16 protein-coding genes and 1 tRNA gene are annotated in these 15,228 nt (G+C 54.6%); 8 read left to right on the plus strand and 9 right to left on the minus strand.

The window, feature by feature from the left end; all coding sequences use genetic code 11:
- Position 1 precedes the first annotated feature (1 nt).
- Positions 2–244 carry a hypothetical protein gene (locus AC6EI9_RS04760; RefSeq protein WP_498469379.1) on the minus strand — a complete coding sequence of 81 codons (243 nt, stop codon included), beginning with the start codon at positions 242–244 and terminating at the stop codon, positions 2–4.
- A gap of 223 nt (positions 245–467) precedes the next feature.
- Complete coding sequence (locus AC6EI9_RS04765) at positions 468–1,001, minus strand: DUF8637 domain-containing protein (protein ID WP_498469380.1); 534 nt, start codon at positions 999–1,001, stop codon at positions 468–470.
- A gap of 594 nt (positions 1,002–1,595) precedes the next feature.
- On the opposite strand from AC6EI9_RS04765, the gene AC6EI9_RS04770 reads away from it, so the two are divergent.
- A complete protein-coding gene (locus tag AC6EI9_RS04770) occupies positions 1,596–1,967 on the plus strand; it encodes an AbrB family transcriptional regulator (protein WP_498469381.1) in 372 nt (123 codons plus the stop codon).
- A 95-nt stretch (positions 1,968–2,062) separates the two neighbouring features.
- On the opposite strand, the gene AC6EI9_RS04775 is transcribed toward AC6EI9_RS04770, so the two are convergent.
- From AC6EI9_RS04775 to AC6EI9_RS04785, 3 genes are read right to left on the minus strand one after another with little or no spacing between them, the layout of a single operon-like run.
- Positions 2,063–3,700, minus strand: a complete 1,638-nt coding sequence (locus AC6EI9_RS04775) for a peptide chain release factor 3 (protein WP_498469382.1) — start codon at positions 3,698–3,700, stop codon at positions 2,063–2,065.
- Positions 3,697–4,380, minus strand: coding sequence for a class I SAM-dependent methyltransferase (locus tag AC6EI9_RS04780; protein WP_498469383.1), 684 nt, complete (start codon positions 4,378–4,380; stop codon positions 3,697–3,699). Before AC6EI9_RS04780 ends, AC6EI9_RS04775 begins: the two co-directional genes overlap by 4 nt.
- A 26-nt stretch (positions 4,381–4,406) precedes the next feature.
- Complete coding sequence (locus tag AC6EI9_RS04785) at positions 4,407–4,811, minus strand: hypothetical protein (protein WP_498469384.1); 405 nt, start codon at positions 4,809–4,811, stop codon at positions 4,407–4,409.
- Between the two features lie 170 nt (positions 4,812–4,981).
- On the opposite strand from AC6EI9_RS04785, the gene nrdJ reads away from it, so the two are divergent.
- From nrdJ to AC6EI9_RS04800, 3 genes are all read left to right on the plus strand, one after another.
- Positions 4,982–7,318 (plus strand): ribonucleoside-triphosphate reductase, adenosylcobalamin-dependent, encoded by a 2,337-nt coding sequence (nrdJ, locus tag AC6EI9_RS04790; protein WP_498469385.1) that lies wholly within the window; start codon positions 4,982–4,984, stop codon positions 7,316–7,318.
- A gap of 72 nt (positions 7,319–7,390) precedes the next feature.
- A tRNA-Ser gene (locus AC6EI9_RS04795) sits at positions 7,391–7,477 on the plus strand.
- Positions 7,478–7,626: 149 nt separating this feature from the next.
- Positions 7,627–7,770 carry a hypothetical protein gene (locus AC6EI9_RS04800; RefSeq protein ID WP_498469386.1) on the plus strand — a complete coding sequence of 48 codons (144 nt, stop codon included), beginning with the start codon at positions 7,627–7,629 and terminating at the stop codon, positions 7,768–7,770.
- Between the two features lie 466 nt (positions 7,771–8,236).
- Here the strand turns inward: AC6EI9_RS04800 and AC6EI9_RS04805 are convergent, their stop codons facing one another.
- Together AC6EI9_RS04805 and AC6EI9_RS04810 are read right to left on the minus strand one after the other, a co-directional pair.
- Positions 8,237–8,497: a Nif11-like leader peptide family natural product precursor gene (locus AC6EI9_RS04805; RefSeq protein WP_498469387.1), complete on the minus strand. Its 261-nt coding sequence runs from the start codon at positions 8,495–8,497 to the stop codon at positions 8,237–8,239.
- Between the two features lie 172 nt (positions 8,498–8,669).
- Positions 8,670–8,951, minus strand: coding sequence for a Nif11-like leader peptide family natural product precursor (locus AC6EI9_RS04810; RefSeq protein WP_498469388.1), 282 nt, complete (start codon positions 8,949–8,951; stop codon positions 8,670–8,672).
- 889 nt (positions 8,952–9,840) lie between these two features.
- On the opposite strand from AC6EI9_RS04810, the gene AC6EI9_RS04815 reads away from it, so the two are divergent.
- A complete protein-coding gene (locus AC6EI9_RS04815) occupies positions 9,841–10,182 on the plus strand; it encodes a hypothetical protein (RefSeq protein ID WP_498469389.1) in 342 nt (113 codons plus the stop codon).
- Positions 10,183–10,754: 572 nt separating this feature from the next.
- On the opposite strand, the gene AC6EI9_RS04820 is transcribed toward AC6EI9_RS04815, so the two are convergent.
- Positions 10,755–10,982 carry a hypothetical protein gene (locus AC6EI9_RS04820; RefSeq protein WP_498469390.1) on the minus strand — a complete coding sequence of 76 codons (228 nt, stop codon included), beginning with the start codon at positions 10,980–10,982 and terminating at the stop codon, positions 10,755–10,757.
- 210 nt (positions 10,983–11,192) lie between these two features.
- Between AC6EI9_RS04820 and AC6EI9_RS04825 the strand changes: the two genes are divergently transcribed.
- Positions 11,193–11,432 (plus strand): hypothetical protein, encoded by a 240-nt coding sequence (locus tag AC6EI9_RS04825; protein ID WP_498469391.1) that lies wholly within the window; start codon positions 11,193–11,195, stop codon positions 11,430–11,432.
- Between the two features lie 400 nt (positions 11,433–11,832).
- Entirely contained in the window at positions 11,833–12,111 is a 279-nt protein-coding gene (locus tag AC6EI9_RS04830; RefSeq protein ID WP_498469392.1) for a DUF3764 family protein, read from the plus strand.
- Positions 12,112–12,712: 601 nt separating this feature from the next.
- Here AC6EI9_RS04830 and AC6EI9_RS04835 read toward each other — a convergent pair.
- Positions 12,713–13,975, minus strand: a complete 1,263-nt coding sequence (locus AC6EI9_RS04835) for an ABC transporter substrate-binding protein (protein ID WP_498469393.1) — start codon at positions 13,973–13,975, stop codon at positions 12,713–12,715.
- On the opposite strand from AC6EI9_RS04835, the gene AC6EI9_RS04840 reads away from it, so the two are divergent.
- The gene (locus AC6EI9_RS04840) at positions 13,952–15,181 is read left to right on the plus strand and encodes a ligand-gated ion channel (RefSeq protein WP_498469394.1); all 1,230 of its coding nucleotides are present in this window, start codon (positions 13,952–13,954) and stop codon (positions 15,179–15,181) included. The two genes, AC6EI9_RS04835 and AC6EI9_RS04840, sit on opposite strands and share 24 nt — an antisense overlap.
- The last annotated feature ends 47 nt before the right edge of the window (positions 15,182–15,228 follow it).

Below are 15,228 nucleotides of genomic sequence, written 5' to 3' on the forward strand. Positions count from 1 at the left end.
CTCAGAACAAAGGTGGACCGTGGCGGAATCCCTGCTGGCGCTCGAAACGGTGCCGAAAACGGGGCACATCAGCATTCAGCAAGACCTGACGGTGTCTGATCAAGGGCATTTGGGGAGGCTGGTGATATCCCTCCAGCACCTCAACGTGATCGCAATGATCACGAAAACAGACATAATCAGTGCCGCCGTCATCACAAGGACGGTGCAGCCAGAGGGTGTCCACAGCAGACCGCTTCAGAGTCAATATTCTGGCGATCGATTTGCTTGCCCGTGACTGAAAAGCGCTCGCGAGTGAATCTCAACATTTCAACAAGGATTGGAATTCAAGCCAGCAACGGCTTCGATCCGATCTGAAGACAACTCTGCAACCAGCTTGAGAGCAGCTTCGTGCAAACCAGCGCAGATTCAGCGGAGAACAGATTTGGAGCAAGTGGCGACCAAGACCTGACATTTAAACAATACAGTTTTCAATATTGATCAAGATCTTTCTGAGTAGCGTCTTTGCAGTTTTCATCCAGCAGAAAAGTTATCGACTTCGGAGGAGCATCTTCAAAGTAATAAGCCTCCCATTCAGACTCGTACAGATCAGATCCAGGCTGATGCCCCAAACGCTTTAAGGCCAAATCGGCATGCTTGTAGGTCAGACCCTTTTCGATTGCATTGGCTCTTAGATCTTTACTGCTATAAAGAGAATCAGTCCCCCAGCACCACTGGGCCATGTGAACCGCTTCATGATGAAGTGCGCGTTCAACCAAAGCGAGTGATTGTGCCGATTTTGGGCAAATAATCAAATATGGGTTGGGACCATAATTCACGAACATTGCATAGTGATCCGCTTTGCATTGGTCTTTGATGACGACTTTGCCGCGATACTTTCGAACTGAAACAACCACTGGATGAGAGTCAAGAACACCTCGAACCGCTGAGACCTCAAGCGCTGATGCCGAAGGGAAGGGAAAGAGCAGTACTGCAAAAAGAATGAAACGCTCAACGGAGAACACAACAAGCTCCCAAGTGCATTACCGAATCAGATTAATCAATCGAAGACGCATTCAAGACAACGACAGCGACCAACCATCCGAATCCCATGTTTCAGAGAAGATGATGCGTCGCAATCATCCAGTCAGTCAAAAGAACAGAGCAACGTCGCACAACACCAAGGACTGCATCGGACCGGGACGTCACCAACGTGGCAGCGTGGTCGCTACAGCGCTCAAGCATTGCAGCTCTCCGTTACCAGACCACTTGTGCGCACTGCTGATGTGCTCTCTGCCGATCAGCGCATCACAGAGGGGCCTCAGTTCAGCGAAGGAACTGTTTCTGGAGGCCATCAGACGCAAAATCCAACGCTGCAGATGGCAGTCACAATGACGTATTGGCGTTTTGTCACACGACTCCTACACCATGCATCCAAGGTTTGGAGCACTCAGCGCAACCAGACAGAACAGAGTCGGTCAGTTGTCAATGATCGGCGCGTGATTCAAACGATCCTCAGTACAGACACTCATCCAAAACAACACCAACGACAGAACCGGATTGAAACGTTGACGAACTGATGCATGCAATGCATAAATGAACATAGATAAGGTTTATCGATGCTTACTGGATCTGATCTTCTGGCGAAGGTCAAAGACCTTGGCGATGTCTCCAAAACCGACCTTGCGACAGCTTGCGGTTATGTCACCGATAAAAAAGATGGCGGTCAACGGGTCAACTTCACAGCTTTTTATGAAGCACTTCTGAGTGCCAAAGGTGTCGAACTGGGCACGGGTACTGCCGGAATTGGCAAAGGTGGTCGCAAACTGAGCTACACCGCCAAAGTTCAAGGCAACGGCAATCTGCTTGTGGGCAAGGCCTACACCGCCATGCTTGACCTCAACACAGGTGACGAATTTGAAATCAAGCTCGGTCGCAAAGCCATTCGCTTGATTCCTGTTGGCTCAATGGATGAAGAAGGCGAAGAGTGATCAGCTGAACGGCCTTCCGGATTTGAAATCAACTCAAAAGCCCTCTCCTGTTGAGAGGGCTTTGTCATCGCTGATCAGTCAGAGAGCTCTTTGAGTCAGAGACTGATCGGCTCAACTCCACTGACGACTGGAGCCACAGCGTTCAGCTCAAGATCGGGATGCTCTTCATGAAGCTGATTGAGATTCCAGTCGTTCTTGAATAACAGAACCGGTCGATTCCATGCATCCCTCACAGTTTTGCAATTGAAAATTCGACCGACTTTCTCCAGAGACGACCAGCCACCGGTGACCCAACGAGCCACTTGATAACCCAGCGGCTCCAACCGGGTTTCAACACCGTATTCATTCTGAAGACGATGCTGCACAACCTCAAGTTGCAGCTGACCGACTGCAGCGAGGATCGGATCTCTTTTGCTTTCGTCATTGTCATAGAGGATCTGCACAGCTCCCTCTTCACGCAATTCATTAACCCCCTTTCGGAAATTCTTGAATGCGGAGGGGTTGGGATTACGCAGCCAACTGAAGATCTCTGGACTGAAACAGGGAATTCCCTCGTACTCCACCTTGGTTCCGGTGTAGAGAGTGTCGCCGATTGAGAACATCCCTGGATTGTTCAGTCCGATCACATCACCTGGGAACGCATCCTCCACAACCGCACGATCCTGTCCAAACAGTTTCTGTGGACGTGACAAGCGAATGGCCTTGCCCGTGCGGGCATGACGGACTGTCATGTCCTTTTCAAAACGCCCACTGCAGACACGGACAAAAGCGACCCGGTCTCTGTGACGAGGATCCATGTTGGCCTGCAGCTTGAACACGAAACCACTGAAGTCAGGCCGCAACGGATCGACCGGACCGTCTTGCCCCTGACGCGCCACAGGCTTTTGAGCCATCTCCAGAAATGCATTCAGGAAGGGACGCACGCCGAAATTGGTCATGGCCGAACCAAAGAAAACTGGTGTCAGCTCGCCGGCATGCACCAGCTCGAGATCAAGTTCAGCCCCTGCCGCTTCCAACAGCTCCATCTCCTCAACCGCCTGCTCAAGCAGCTCGGGTTCCACAAGGTCTTTGAGATCAGGGTCACCCAAAGAGAGATGACGTTCTTCCGACTGGCGCCCACGTTCAGCACGACTGAACAGAATCACTTCGTGGGAACGACGATCAATCACTCCGCGGAACTGCTCGCCACTGCCGATCGGCCAGTTCACCGCCCAAGGGGTGAGTTCCAGCTCCGATTCAATTTCATCAAGGAGTGCGAGAGGTTCCCGACCCGGTCGGTCCATCTTGTTGATGAACGTGAAGATGGGAATTTCCCGCATGCGGCAGACCTCAAACAGCTTGCGGGTCTGGGGCTCTAGCCCCTTGGCAGCGTCTTCAAGCATCACGGCGTTATCCGCTGCTGCCAAGGTCCGATAAGTGTCTTCCGAGAAATCCTGGTGGCCTGGCGTATCCAGCAGATTGATGGTGTTACCCGTGTAATCGAACTGAAGAACGGTGGAGGTGATCGAAATACCCCGTTGCTTCTCAAGCTCCATCCAATCGGACGTGACCTTGCGCTGCTCACCACGGGCTTTCACCGCACCAGCCTGCTGAATCGCGCCGCCGTACAGAAGCAACTTCTCAGTCAGCGTGGTTTTACCGGCATCAGGGTGGGAAATAATCGCAAAATTGCGCCGTCGCGCCACCGCATCCAGCAGCTCACGTCCGTCCTGAAGTGCTGAATCGGTGCTCATGGTGTGCGTTGATCGGATCCAGCCTGACAGCCCGTGATCCAGCCACTCACCTCCAGGTAGCGATCTTCAACGGCAACCACCTGCAGATGCTCCAGACCAGCAAGCAGCAACTGCGCTTTGACCTCCTCCAGAGAAAAGGACGCATGCAGCGATGCCCGGTAATCCCGTTGAAGCACCAGTGGAGCATCAGCGACATGGCACTGACAGAGTCGATCGATGCTTGCCTGGCTGTCCGGGCGCCGAAGGTCGCGATGCAGCACCAGGCAGTGAGGCGATGCCACTGGGATCAATGACGACCAGAGCTGCTGAGGGTCGTGGAGGTGATGCAGCAAGCTGTTGCTGACAATCAGCTCCGCTGGTTGATCCAGCTGGTGGATCGGCAGCAGAGCCTGCTCGTAACGAAGACGCTCGCGCGACAAACCGGCTGCACGACGGCGTTCATCTGCCACAGCAATCATCCGATCAGCCGCATCGAGTCCGAGCACTGAACACTTCGGCCATCGCTGGGCCAGACGAGCCGTGATGTTTCCTGGTCCGCATCCGAGATCCAGCAAACGCGCATGATCCTTAAACGAGGCACCCGATGAGTGAAGCAACGTGTCGATTCGCTCGACCATCGCCTGATCCGGTCCACTGAAATCAGCTGCTGCATAGGCATCCACCTGCAGCGGGTCGTTCATCACTTCAGGTTCTGGAATGCGCAGGATCATTGACTTGATTCGGAGGAGTGCAGCTCCAAGGCCTGTGTGTGGAAGGGAATCTCGATGCGATGCTGAGACAGCACCTCAAAGATCCTGCGATTGAGGCGGTGCATGCTGTTTTTAAAGTCGTCATGCGTGGCGTGGCATGAGCGGATCTCCAAGTCATGGTCGTAGCTGAACGCTGAAATGCGCACGAGCCGACAGGCCTCGAAATCAAGCTGAGAATCTTCTGCCACCATCGCTCGCATCAGCTCGGGAATGCATTCCAACTGTTGAGGGGTTGTGCTGTAGGCAACGCCCAACACAAGCTCACTGAGTGAGACGCGTTCCAGCAACTCTTCCAGCGCCACCAAACCAATCAGCAGAAATTTCAGCGCACGCCTGAACGGTCGCGTCAATGTTCGCGCCAACAGTCGCCTCCCCAGGCGCTGAAAACAAACCATCTGCCTGCTGACGATGCCTGCTCGAAATGGTGGCAGTTCCCGCCCCCTCCCAACCAGCGACACTGCTGATAGTGCCACCAACCACTTGCTACCCCCATTGCTGGCGTTAGGGTGCCGGGACTGATCCGCCCGACATCGTGACCCTGTCTCCAAGCCGCAGTGACACCCAGGACATCACCGAAACCGTGTCCAGCAACGGCGACTTCCCCGCCACAGCACCCGCCGCCAACCCCGTTTTCTATCGGACTTACAGCCGACGCAGCACCGCCGGACGAGAGAGTTGGAGTGAAGTTGGATCGCGAAATCTCGGCGGTTTGCAGAAGCTCGGTCAGCTGACCGATGAGGAAGTGTCGCTGTTGGCTCGAATGCAGGCCGACAAGAAAGCCTTGCCATCAGGTCGTTGGCTCTGGATCGGCGGCACCCCATGGATCGAGCGCCAGGAAAACTTCTCTGGCTCCTACAACTGCACCTCCACCAATCTTGTTGACTGGGACGCCTTCGGTCTGATGATGGACCTGGCGATGATGGGTTGCGGTACAGGCGCCATCATCGAACCGCACCTGATCGACCGTCTGCCGGTGGTCACCAATCCGATCGAAGTGATCAAGGTCACCGACATCGGCGTCACTCCTGCCGGCGAGCGTCAGGACTCCACCAGCCACACCATTGATGGCGACACAGTTTCGATCCGTGTTGGCGACACCCGTCGCGGCTGGGTCGACAGCTATCAGCTGCTGCTCAACCTCAGCAGTGATGAGCGTTTCGCAGGCCGAACAATCAAAGTCGATGTTGATCTCTCCGACGTCCGGCCCGTCGGTGAAACCCTCAAGGGCTTCGGCGGCATGGCCAATCCGGTCAAGCTGAAGGATCTCTACGGACGTGTCGCTCGTCTTCTCGGCAAAGCCGTTGGGCGCCGGCTGACATCGGTCGAATGCTGCCTGCTGATTGACGAGGCTGCCGTCACGATCGTGGCCGGCAACATCCGGCGCAGCGCAGGCATGCGTCAGTTCGCATTCAATGACACCAGCGCGGCGGGTGCCAAAGACAATCTCTGGCAGCAGGATGCTGACGGCAACTGGCGGATTGATCCCGAGCGTGACGCCCTGCGCATGGCCAATCACACCCGGGTTTATCACACCCGCCCCAGCCGTGAAGTGCTGCTGGAAGCGGTGACCCGCCAGTTCCACAGCGGTGAGGGAGCGATCCAGTTCGCACCTGAGGCGATTGCCCGCTCCAATGCCGATCTTCTCTCCACCCCTGAACTGCGTCGCGAATTCATTGACATCTATTGCGATCAAGGCAAGGAAGAGGCTGGTCGTTGGCTGAATCTGAATCACGGTCCCATTGCAGAGGACGAACTCGAGCATCGACTCGGGCGCTACGGGCTCAATCCCTGCGGCGAAATTCTGGGTGCCGACTTCCACTGCAACCTCGCGGAAGTTCATCTCAACCAGATCGACCCCAGCGATGATGAGGGTCAACGCGACGCCTTCAGGGCAGGTGCCTTGTCAGTGGCCTGCCTGCTGAACCATCAATTCGAAGTGGAGCGCTATCGCCAAAGCCGCGCCTGGGATCCGATCGTTGGCGTGAGTTTCACGGGCCTGTTCGATTTCTTTGTGCACGCCTTCGGAACCCCCTGGCTGAAATGGTGGGAAGCCGGTCGCCCAGACACTGAGGAGGGCCAGGAGTTCAAGCGTCAGGAAGCGGAGTATCTCAGTCGCTGGAAGACAACCGTGAATGAGGCGGTTTGGGAATACTGCGATCGTCATGGACTGCGCCGCCCCAACCGGTGCACCACGGTTCAGCCCGCTGGCACGAAAAGCCTGCTGACCGGTGCTGCTCCTGGCTGGCACCCTCCCAAAGCACAGCGTTTCATCCGACGCATCACGTTTGGCAAAAACGATCCTGTTGCGATGGCCTGCATGGACTACGGCTACACAGTGGTGCCATCCCAGTCCGATAAAGACGAGCAAGGTCGACTGCTCGATGACCCGTTTGATCCCCGTTGCACGGAATGGCTGGTGGAGATCCCCACCGAAGTGAGTTGGGCGAATCTGCCCGGAGCGGATGCAGTGGACATCAATGCCTTCTCGGCGATGGCCCAGTTCGATTTCTACATGCAGGTTCAGACCCACTACACCGCTCACAACACCTCGGCAACGATCGAGTTCCGTGAGCATGAAATCGAAGAGCTCACCGATGCACTGCACGGCACCATCGATCGTGGAGAGGGCTACATCTCTGCCGCCTTGCTGGCTCGTTTCGACGCCAACGCCACATTCCCCCGCCTGCCGTTCGAACCGATCGATGCCGCAACGTACGAACGGATGCAATCCGAGGTCATCCAACGTCGCGTGAGTTCTGATTTCTTCGAAGCACTACAGCGCTACGACATGGGTGAGATCAGCGAGGCTGGCCCTGCCGGCTGTGATTCAGATAAGTGCCTGTTGCCTCTGGCCAAGCCCAACAGCTGAACAAAGCAAGGAGTCATCCGGAGGTGACTCCTTTAAACTGGCTGAGCGGATGTCACAGATGTCACGCAGCTGGGAGAGGTGGTCGAGTGGTTTATGGCTCTGGTCTTGAAAACCAGCGTGGATGCAAGTTCACCGTCGGTTCGAATCCGACCCTCTCCGTTCTCTATCACTGAAATGCCCAGTCACTGACTGGGTTTTTTATTGCCTGGAATTCGGCGGGCCTTGCCGATTCTCTGAGGATCTTGCGAGCTCTTGGGTGATCTTGGACCCCAAAACGGTCCACTTTCGGTTCACCGGTCCACCAGCTCATGCCCTTGGAGCAGCTGCTCGAAGCAACGAACGTCAGCCTGAAAAGCCGGGGGATTCGGCTTGTGGTGGAGCAGCGGAAGGATCCTCTCTGTTTGCGGGGGACATGGACCGATTTGCTGGGTGAGAAAAAGCGGCGGCGGTGACCAGCCACGAGGCCAGGCGGTTTCGGAGGTGCGGAATCAAGCGGTCGGGTGCTGTCCCTTTAAGTCTGCGTACCCCTTCAAATCGGATCGCGATGGTTTTGAAGACCAAAGGCGTAACCAGTCATTGCAGGAATTTTGACCTCCAATGCGATGGCGTGGCATAAATCCATGGCATAAATGGCCCCAGCTGGTTTGAAAGACCAGCGAGGTGTCACGCTGCCACCGTCATCAGCAGCCGCTCCTTCGCCTGGTTGAGTTTGCTCATGGCCTCATGGATGCCGCTGAACGGGTATTGGCCTGAGTTGCTAGTTGATTGCAGGCTTGATTACTAATTAAGCCCTGACTATTTCTGCTCAACTGCACTCAATCGCGCCAGTTATTGGAGACTGATTGATGATCTTTTTGGGGTGATTGAGGCAATAAAAAACCCTGCGTTTGTAGGGGCTCTGCAATGAGTAGGCTCAGGTCAGCAGACCCAACAATTAGTGTTCAAGATTGAACAATTAGTATTCCCAGTGTCCCCACGATTACCGCCAGCCACGTTTTCCAGCTCTTTTTCTGAAACCTTTGATTGAGCGGTCATCAAGTCGTCAGCAGAAATACTAAAACCAGCATCTTTCGCAATCGCAAGAACTGCGTCTGAATCAGCAGCGGCTTTGAGCTTTTCCTGAAGATTGGAATCACCTTTCACTTTTTCCAGGAAGGCTTTGAGTTGCTCTTCTGACATGGTTATTGGGAATCAAAATCAAATATAGCAACAATGCCTTGAAATGTCTGTGGCTAATAATTACTGCGCTCAATCGTACCAAGTATTGAAGGCTGATTGATGGACTTGTCGGGGTGATTGAAGAAAAAAAACCCCTGCGGCGCCAGGAGCTTTAATGAGTAGGCTCAGGACATCAGCAGATAAAGAGTACAGTAAGTTCACAAATCGTAGTGAGATTTGTATAATCGAAGCAAGTTCCAAATCGTTGACAACGAGACCCGCCAGCCACGTTTTCCAGCTCTTCTTCTGAAACCTCTGGTTGAGCGTTCTTCAAGTCATCAGCAGAGATGCTAAAGCCTGCATCTTTCGCAATCTCGACAACAGCATCAGCATCAGCAGCTGTTTTAAGTTTCTCTTGCAAACTATCGTCACCCTGAAGCTTCTCGATAAAGGCTTTTAACTGCTCTTCTGACATGGGTATCAGGTCTGTTCAGCAGTCATAGCAACGGTCGGCAGGAAACACCGTATTCACTTGCTTGACATAAAAAACCCCCGCACTTGGCGAGGTTTTTTATGGACTCGTCAATGATCTGTGAGCTTAGTTTTTGTATTGCCTGCAAACCATGTGTACACCACCAGCTGGGTCATAATATGTCCGGCAAGTTTCATTGGCTCCGCCAGACACCATTTCAAGCTGGTCATCGGTCAGATCCTGAGTCTGAATCTGAGCAGTGGTGACACGATTCAACAATTTTGCAGTAGTCATGGTTTTGAAGTGAGTGAGTGATGTGTGGGGTGTTGCCCCTCGACTCCTTCAAGATCACAGCTCTTCTGGTGAACCCAACTACACAGCTCTGGTGAAGACCCCACGAGGTTCTGGTGAGCGTCTGGTGAATAGCTCGGAACTACTTGGCTGACAGGGCTCAGCTGACGCGAAAGCCAGTAACGCCAACGCTCCAGGGCAATAAAAAGCCCTGCGCTCGGCTGGGCTGGAGCAACGCTGATCTGGTGACCGACATCCTCCCGGAATTGCAGCCCTAGAAGTCAGCCAGAAAGTCCTTGCAGCTATCGGAAGAGCCCTAGAAGCCGGGGGCACGTCCTTCATTGGGAACCTCGAAGCCTGATTCCTTGACTTGCTCTAGTTCTTCCAGAGAGATGACCTTCTCATTCTTTCCCTCTTCAGAAACACCCTCGACAGTTGGTCCTTTCTTGAGGTCGGCAGAGGAAGGCTTAGGAGGCTGAAGCCCAGGAATCCAGTTCTCTGGCATTGGAGTCAACCAAAACGGAGACCATTGCCCCAAGATATTCAGAGAGTGGCATCTTGCAAACCGGTGCTATTTAGGTCTGAGCAATCAGAACCACTGATGAAGAACCACGTCCTTCTGGCATTGATGGCATTCGGATGCTCACCAGTAATGGCAGAGGACAGGAGCGCATCGTGGCCTTTGGAGATAGAGGGGCCAGCCGTGTATGAGTGTCTTAAAACAACCGAAGGCGAAATTAATCCAGTGACCTACTGGAGGGTGAGAGGAATAGGAGAGAAGGACGCTGACGGGAATGAAAGCCTCGATTTAGTTCAGCCTCCTGCCAAGTTCGAATTGGTAGAGGATCTAGGTGAGTACGAAGAAGAGCACGTGCTTGCAGCGAGTAGAAAGACAATCACTGTCACTTTTCACGATTATGAGGGTATTTGTACCTTCGAGTAAGGACGCATTAGATCAGATCGCTGATGTGGATTCAGGAGTGTTCCGCAGGGTCGACGCTGATCTGGTGACGCACATCCTTCCGTCGACTGAATGACACAATCAAGCAGCGCAACGGATTGAACAATTCGCTGTAACCCCTTGTTCAACGACAAACTTGCTCAAGCATGGCTGACCCGACTGATCCGGATGGCGGCGAAAACCAGTCAGCAGTTGTTCCATCACTGAAATGCGCCCTCGTTCGTCCTGCATCACAATCGGCTTCGACTTTCCAGACATTTCCATCAGATGATCGGTGCTGAAAAAAGACTGGTGAGATGACCCTCACAGATTCACAACGATTCTCGTAGCAACTCACATCCACCCAACGTGTCATATTCCTCGCTTCAGCAGGAAGGAAAGTGCACATTGGCAGAGCTAAAAAGCTGTAAACCAAAAGCCTAGTCATTGTGATCTCTGCATGTGGTCTACTTTTATATAGCTGTCTTTCAAGGCGGTGACGCCAATGCTCCAGGGCAATAAATAACCCCGCGCTTGGCGGGGATTCTGAACATGTGATGCACAGTGAAGCCTCATCAAACAAGCCAACGGGACCAGGCGTTGGCAGCATCGCCCAAGGAACGAGACTCATAAAAAGTGGGCTGAAATCCATCACTGCTCGTGAGAGAAGAGCGATGAGCAAATTCCTCGGTTTTAGGGACCTGCTGAAGTCCCTGTTCGATCAACTGGGATTTTGCATGCGTCACAGCGCCAATGCCCAGCGCGAGGGAAAGGGTGGAGATGAAGAGGGATCTAACAGACATGGCTTGTTGGAGTGGATGGTTGGAGGTATTGCCCCCTCGACTCCTTCAACATCACAGCCCTTCTGGTGAACCCCACTACACAGCTCTGGTGCAGCCCTTGCGAAGTTCTGGTGAGCTTCTGGTGAACGGCTTAGATCTTTGCCACCACCTGGGCTTATAGCGTTTCCACCCGCCTGACTTCTGAATCCTTTCCCAGGCTTCGATGGCGTTGTGCCTGAGCATCCGCCCGACGACAGGCTGACCACCACCGCGCAGCGGTCTGGACTCCACAACAACCCACTGCGCATGTGCGGTTGGATTGGCATTGGTGAAGCTGCAGACCTTTTGCTCCTGGTCATTCATCATCCAGCCGACACCGTTCATCGGTACATGGCGATCAACAAGTGGGCGGTCCTTGTTCGGAATCTGTGGAGTTTGGCCACCATTCGAATCAAACTGGCGGCTGATTGATCTCGTACATGCCGATCCTCTGGGCCAGCACCTTGACCTGGCCCGCTGCGAGTCGTTGTCGTCGACTGGACTACGACGAAGCGCCATCCAGAACAGCAACAGCGCCAAGGACGACGCCAATACCCACGAACATGACCAGAGCTAGGAACACGGGGCAAAACAGAATCTACTCAGATGAGTATTAACGCTTAAGTAGATTTACTCATGTCTTCGGGAATACGCTGGGTGCCTTTTCTTGCGAAAGGGAGCGCTTCGAGCTGGCCCGCTGCGCTGCATCGATCGCCGATGTGGGTCCAGGTTTGATCAGGTTGGTCAACGCTGATCTAGTGACGCACATCCTGCCGATGTCTCCAGAGAGTCGCTAAAAGAGACTCAGTGTTTTGGAAATGTGCACAGACCCATGATTGAGACGACTGTTCTTGACTTCAAACTGAGCAATACGTTTGAGGAATATCGTTCATATATGAATGCGCCTGAGCAACAGGCCATGTTTGCTCAAATGGGTGTTCAAACCTTTTATATCGGAGTTTCTAAGGACGACCCTGCTAGAGCAACAGTTATTTTCCAGGGGCCTGAAAACGTTCTCTATGACATCTTCATGAATCCAGAGACCAAACCTGTTGTCGAAGCTTCTGGTCATATTTATGACGGCACTATCGTTACCCGATGGCTTGCTTGATATAAAAACCCCGCACTTGGCGGGGATGACGAAAATCAATTAACAATGAAGCCAAGCATCACTTAGCTTCATATGGTAATCAAGACAATTGTTGACACAGTTCTGATCATCTCTGTCGCACATTGTCATGCAGGCAAAATAATGATCAATTGCCTCAAATGATGGATCACGATAATCAGTCTCAAGCGTTAATCCGTTGGGTGTTGGGGTTTGAACTGTCATCGTTCTGAAAGCGAGGGGTTCGAGGGGTGAGCCCCCTCGACTCCTTCAAGATCACAGCTCTTTTGGTGAACCCCACTACACAACACTGGTGTGGACTCCCACGAGGTTCTGGTGAGCTTCTGGTGAACGGCTCAGACCCCAGTGCCTGAAGGGGTTTAGCTCACGCGGAAGCCGGTGACGCCAAGGCTCCATGGCAACAAGAGCCCTGCGGTCGGCAGGGATGCTGATCACTTGCCGAGAGCCTTATCGGCTCGCTCCTGAACCGACGGAATGATCAAATCGCTGGAGCGGGTGGCACCTCCAGGGCGTGATGGCTGTGGGGCTGGAATGCTGTCCCAGGGATTGCAGGCGGTTTTGGGGACGGGGTAGCGGGGGCTGATCAGGGTTCCCAGCTCTGCGAGCCGAGAAAGGTCAGTTCCACGAAATCACTGGCCTGATGATCGTCGCGATCCATGTCGATCCTGAAGCCTCCGAGATCGAGATCCCTGATTGATTCCAACGCTTTGACCAGCGACTCACGAGTGGGATCAGGCCCCGCACGGTTAAGGGCATCCGTGATCAGCCGCGCTGCGAGAAACCCTTCAAGACTGGTGAAACCGAAGCCTGGATCCTCGCTGTTGCGACGCATCAGCTTCTGGTACTCGGCCACCACAGGAATCCAGCGGTTCCATGGGAAGGGCACGACCTGAGCCACACCGATCCCGTTTGAAACACCCACCGGCATGGCCTGCTGCAGGGCCTTGGTCCCCACAAAAGACACATTCATGATCTGGGCACGACTGCCCCTCTCCCGCATAGCGGTGGCCAGAGCCGCTGAGCTCACATAGGCGGACACGACGACGACACCATTTGGATTCACAGCCATCAGGCGCCTGACAGCGGAGCCCACCTGATCGGAATTGCGCTGCACCTTCGCTGTCACAACGGGTTTGAGACCATGACGACGCAGCGCAACCAGGGCTCCCTCCAGCCCATCCTGACCGAAGGCATCGTCCTGATAAACAACGGCGATCCGATGGTTGGCATCGCGAACCATCTCGTCCACCATCGCTGTGATTTCACCTCGGTAACTGGCGCGAAGGTTGAACACCATGCGCAGCTCCGGGCGGCGCAGCAGGCTGGCACCTGTCATTGGCGCCACCAAAGGCACAGCAGCCTTCTCGATCAACGGCAGAGCCACCTTTGTGGTTGGGGTGCCGACATAACCGAACAGAGCCAGCAGATCCTGGCGGCCGAGCAGATGACGCGTGTTCTGAAGAGTCCTGTCGGGTTCATACTGATCATCAAGACTGATCAGACGGATCCGACGCCCATGGATACCGCCGCGTCGGTTCACCGCATCGAACCAGGCCATGGCTCCGCGCCGATAGTCCAGACCGAGTTGGCCGGAGGGTCCGCTGAGCGGCAGTGACTGGCCCAGCACCAGCTCATCGGCGGTTGATGGACGTTTTAATTGGGAGAGAGGTTCTGATTTGGCATCGCGGGATTGCGCGATCCAGATGGGCAGCGGCAGCAGTACCAGACCGCTCAATGCCAGACCGGTCAAGGCAAACCCCCTTAACGCAAGGCGCCTTCTGGCAAGGCCGCGGGCCAGAGTGGTTTGAGAGCCGAGCTCACGATGGCCCCGAGGAAACAGAAGCACTGGAACATCCTTGCCGCTGTCTCGATTCTGCTTGCCGCAGTGCTGGCCGTTTCAGGCATCAGGGAACTTGATGTGGACCAGGTGCCAAGCCGTGATGCTCTGCGGCTGGCCTCGTCCTCCCGAGCCCTGACAACCGATCCGGGGCGGCTGCCCGGCGACGGCTGGACCTCTCTGCGAGGACAGCTGCTCTCCGATCGAGAAACGAACACCGACCAGCAGGCCGTTGAAGACGCGGCGTATCACATCCAAGCAGGGGTCTACGCGACCAGCACCTACGACCTCGATCTCAGCATTCCCAGCTATTCCGCCAACGGCTATGTCTGGCTGCGATGGCAGGAACCGCTGCAGCGCTATCTGGAAGAGCAGAACCAATCGATCAGCGAACGAATCACCCTGGTGAACGCCCTGCTCTCAGACGCTGATCCAACGCTCACGCCGCTGTCCCCCAGTCCTGTGCGTCTGGAAGATGGGACTTATTACCAGTTGTTCACCTACATCGGACGCTTCTACATCGACAAGGCGAGCTTCCGGCACTTTCCATTCGTCACCGTCAGCCTGCCGCTCGTGCTGGAGATGGAGGATGTTGATGGTGGTTTCGACTATCGGAATCTGCGCTTCGAACCGGATGTCCAGAACAGCGGCATGGGTCTGTTCGCCGGCATCATCGGCTGGCTGAACAGGGGCTGGTCGATTGCCGAGTACAGGCATAACTACGCCACCAATTTCGGCCTGGGAGGAAGCGCGGACGACTACAGCCTGATCGTCTACGACATCTCTTTCGGGACCTCAGCCTGGTCTGCGTTCTGGCGGCTGATGCTGCCGCTGCTGGTGGTGATGGCGATGGTGCTGCTGGTCTTCAAGGTTCGGGCTGATGAACAGGATGCCCGGGCTGGAATTCCAGTCACGGTGTTGCTGACTCTGGTGTTTTTGCAACAGACCTATCGAGATGAGCTGCCCGATCTGCCCTACCTCACCTTTCTGGATCAGGTTTACGTGGTGGCCTATGTGGTGACGCTGCTCGCCTTCGTGCTGGTGATCTTCATCGGCCGCCGCTACGGAGAGATGGAGGAGATGCCCGCCGGTCCCAGGCGGGATCAGATGGAGCAGCGCCTCCATCGCCTAGATGAAATCTGGCCCCTGACCGTGGTGTTATTCAGTTCGATCAGCGTGGTGCTCTGCTGGTTCACGCTGCCGGCAGGGGGTTGAGGCCGCAAAAGCAAAAATCACCGACTCAAAAACAAGAAACAAACAAC

This window comes from Synechococcus sp. MIT2312, assembly GCF_059772315.1.

Coding starts and splice junctions, on each gene's coding strand:
- AC6EI9_RS04770 (WP_498469381.1), top strand. CDS start 1,596: ATGCTTACTGGATCTGATCTTCTGGCGAAGGTCAAAGACCTTGGCGAT.
- AC6EI9_RS04775 (WP_498469382.1), bottom strand. CDS start 3,700: ATGAGCACCGATTCAGCACTTCAGGACGGACGTGAGCTGCTGGATGCG.
- AC6EI9_RS04780 (WP_498469383.1), bottom strand. CDS start 4,380: ATGAACGACCCGCTGCAGGTGGATGCCTATGCAGCAGCTGATTTCAGT.
- AC6EI9_RS04800 (WP_498469386.1), top strand. CDS start 7,627: ATGCCCTTGGAGCAGCTGCTCGAAGCAACGAACGTCAGCCTGAAAAGC.
- AC6EI9_RS04805 (WP_498469387.1), bottom strand. CDS start 8,497: ATGTCAGAAGAGCAACTCAAAGCCTTCCTGGAAAAAGTGAAAGGTGAT.
- AC6EI9_RS04810 (WP_498469388.1), bottom strand. CDS start 8,951: ATGTCAGAAGAGCAGTTAAAAGCCTTTATCGAGAAGCTTCAGGGTGAC.
- AC6EI9_RS04815 (WP_498469389.1), top strand. CDS start 9,841: ATGAAGAACCACGTCCTTCTGGCATTGATGGCATTCGGATGCTCACCA.
- AC6EI9_RS04820 (WP_498469390.1), bottom strand. CDS start 10,982: ATGTCTGTTAGATCCCTCTTCATCTCCACCCTTTCCCTCGCGCTGGGC.
- AC6EI9_RS04830 (WP_498469392.1), top strand. CDS start 11,833: ATGATTGAGACGACTGTTCTTGACTTCAAACTGAGCAATACGTTTGAG.
- AC6EI9_RS04840 (WP_498469394.1), top strand. CDS start 13,952: ATGGCCCCGAGGAAACAGAAGCACTGGAACATCCTTGCCGCTGTCTCG.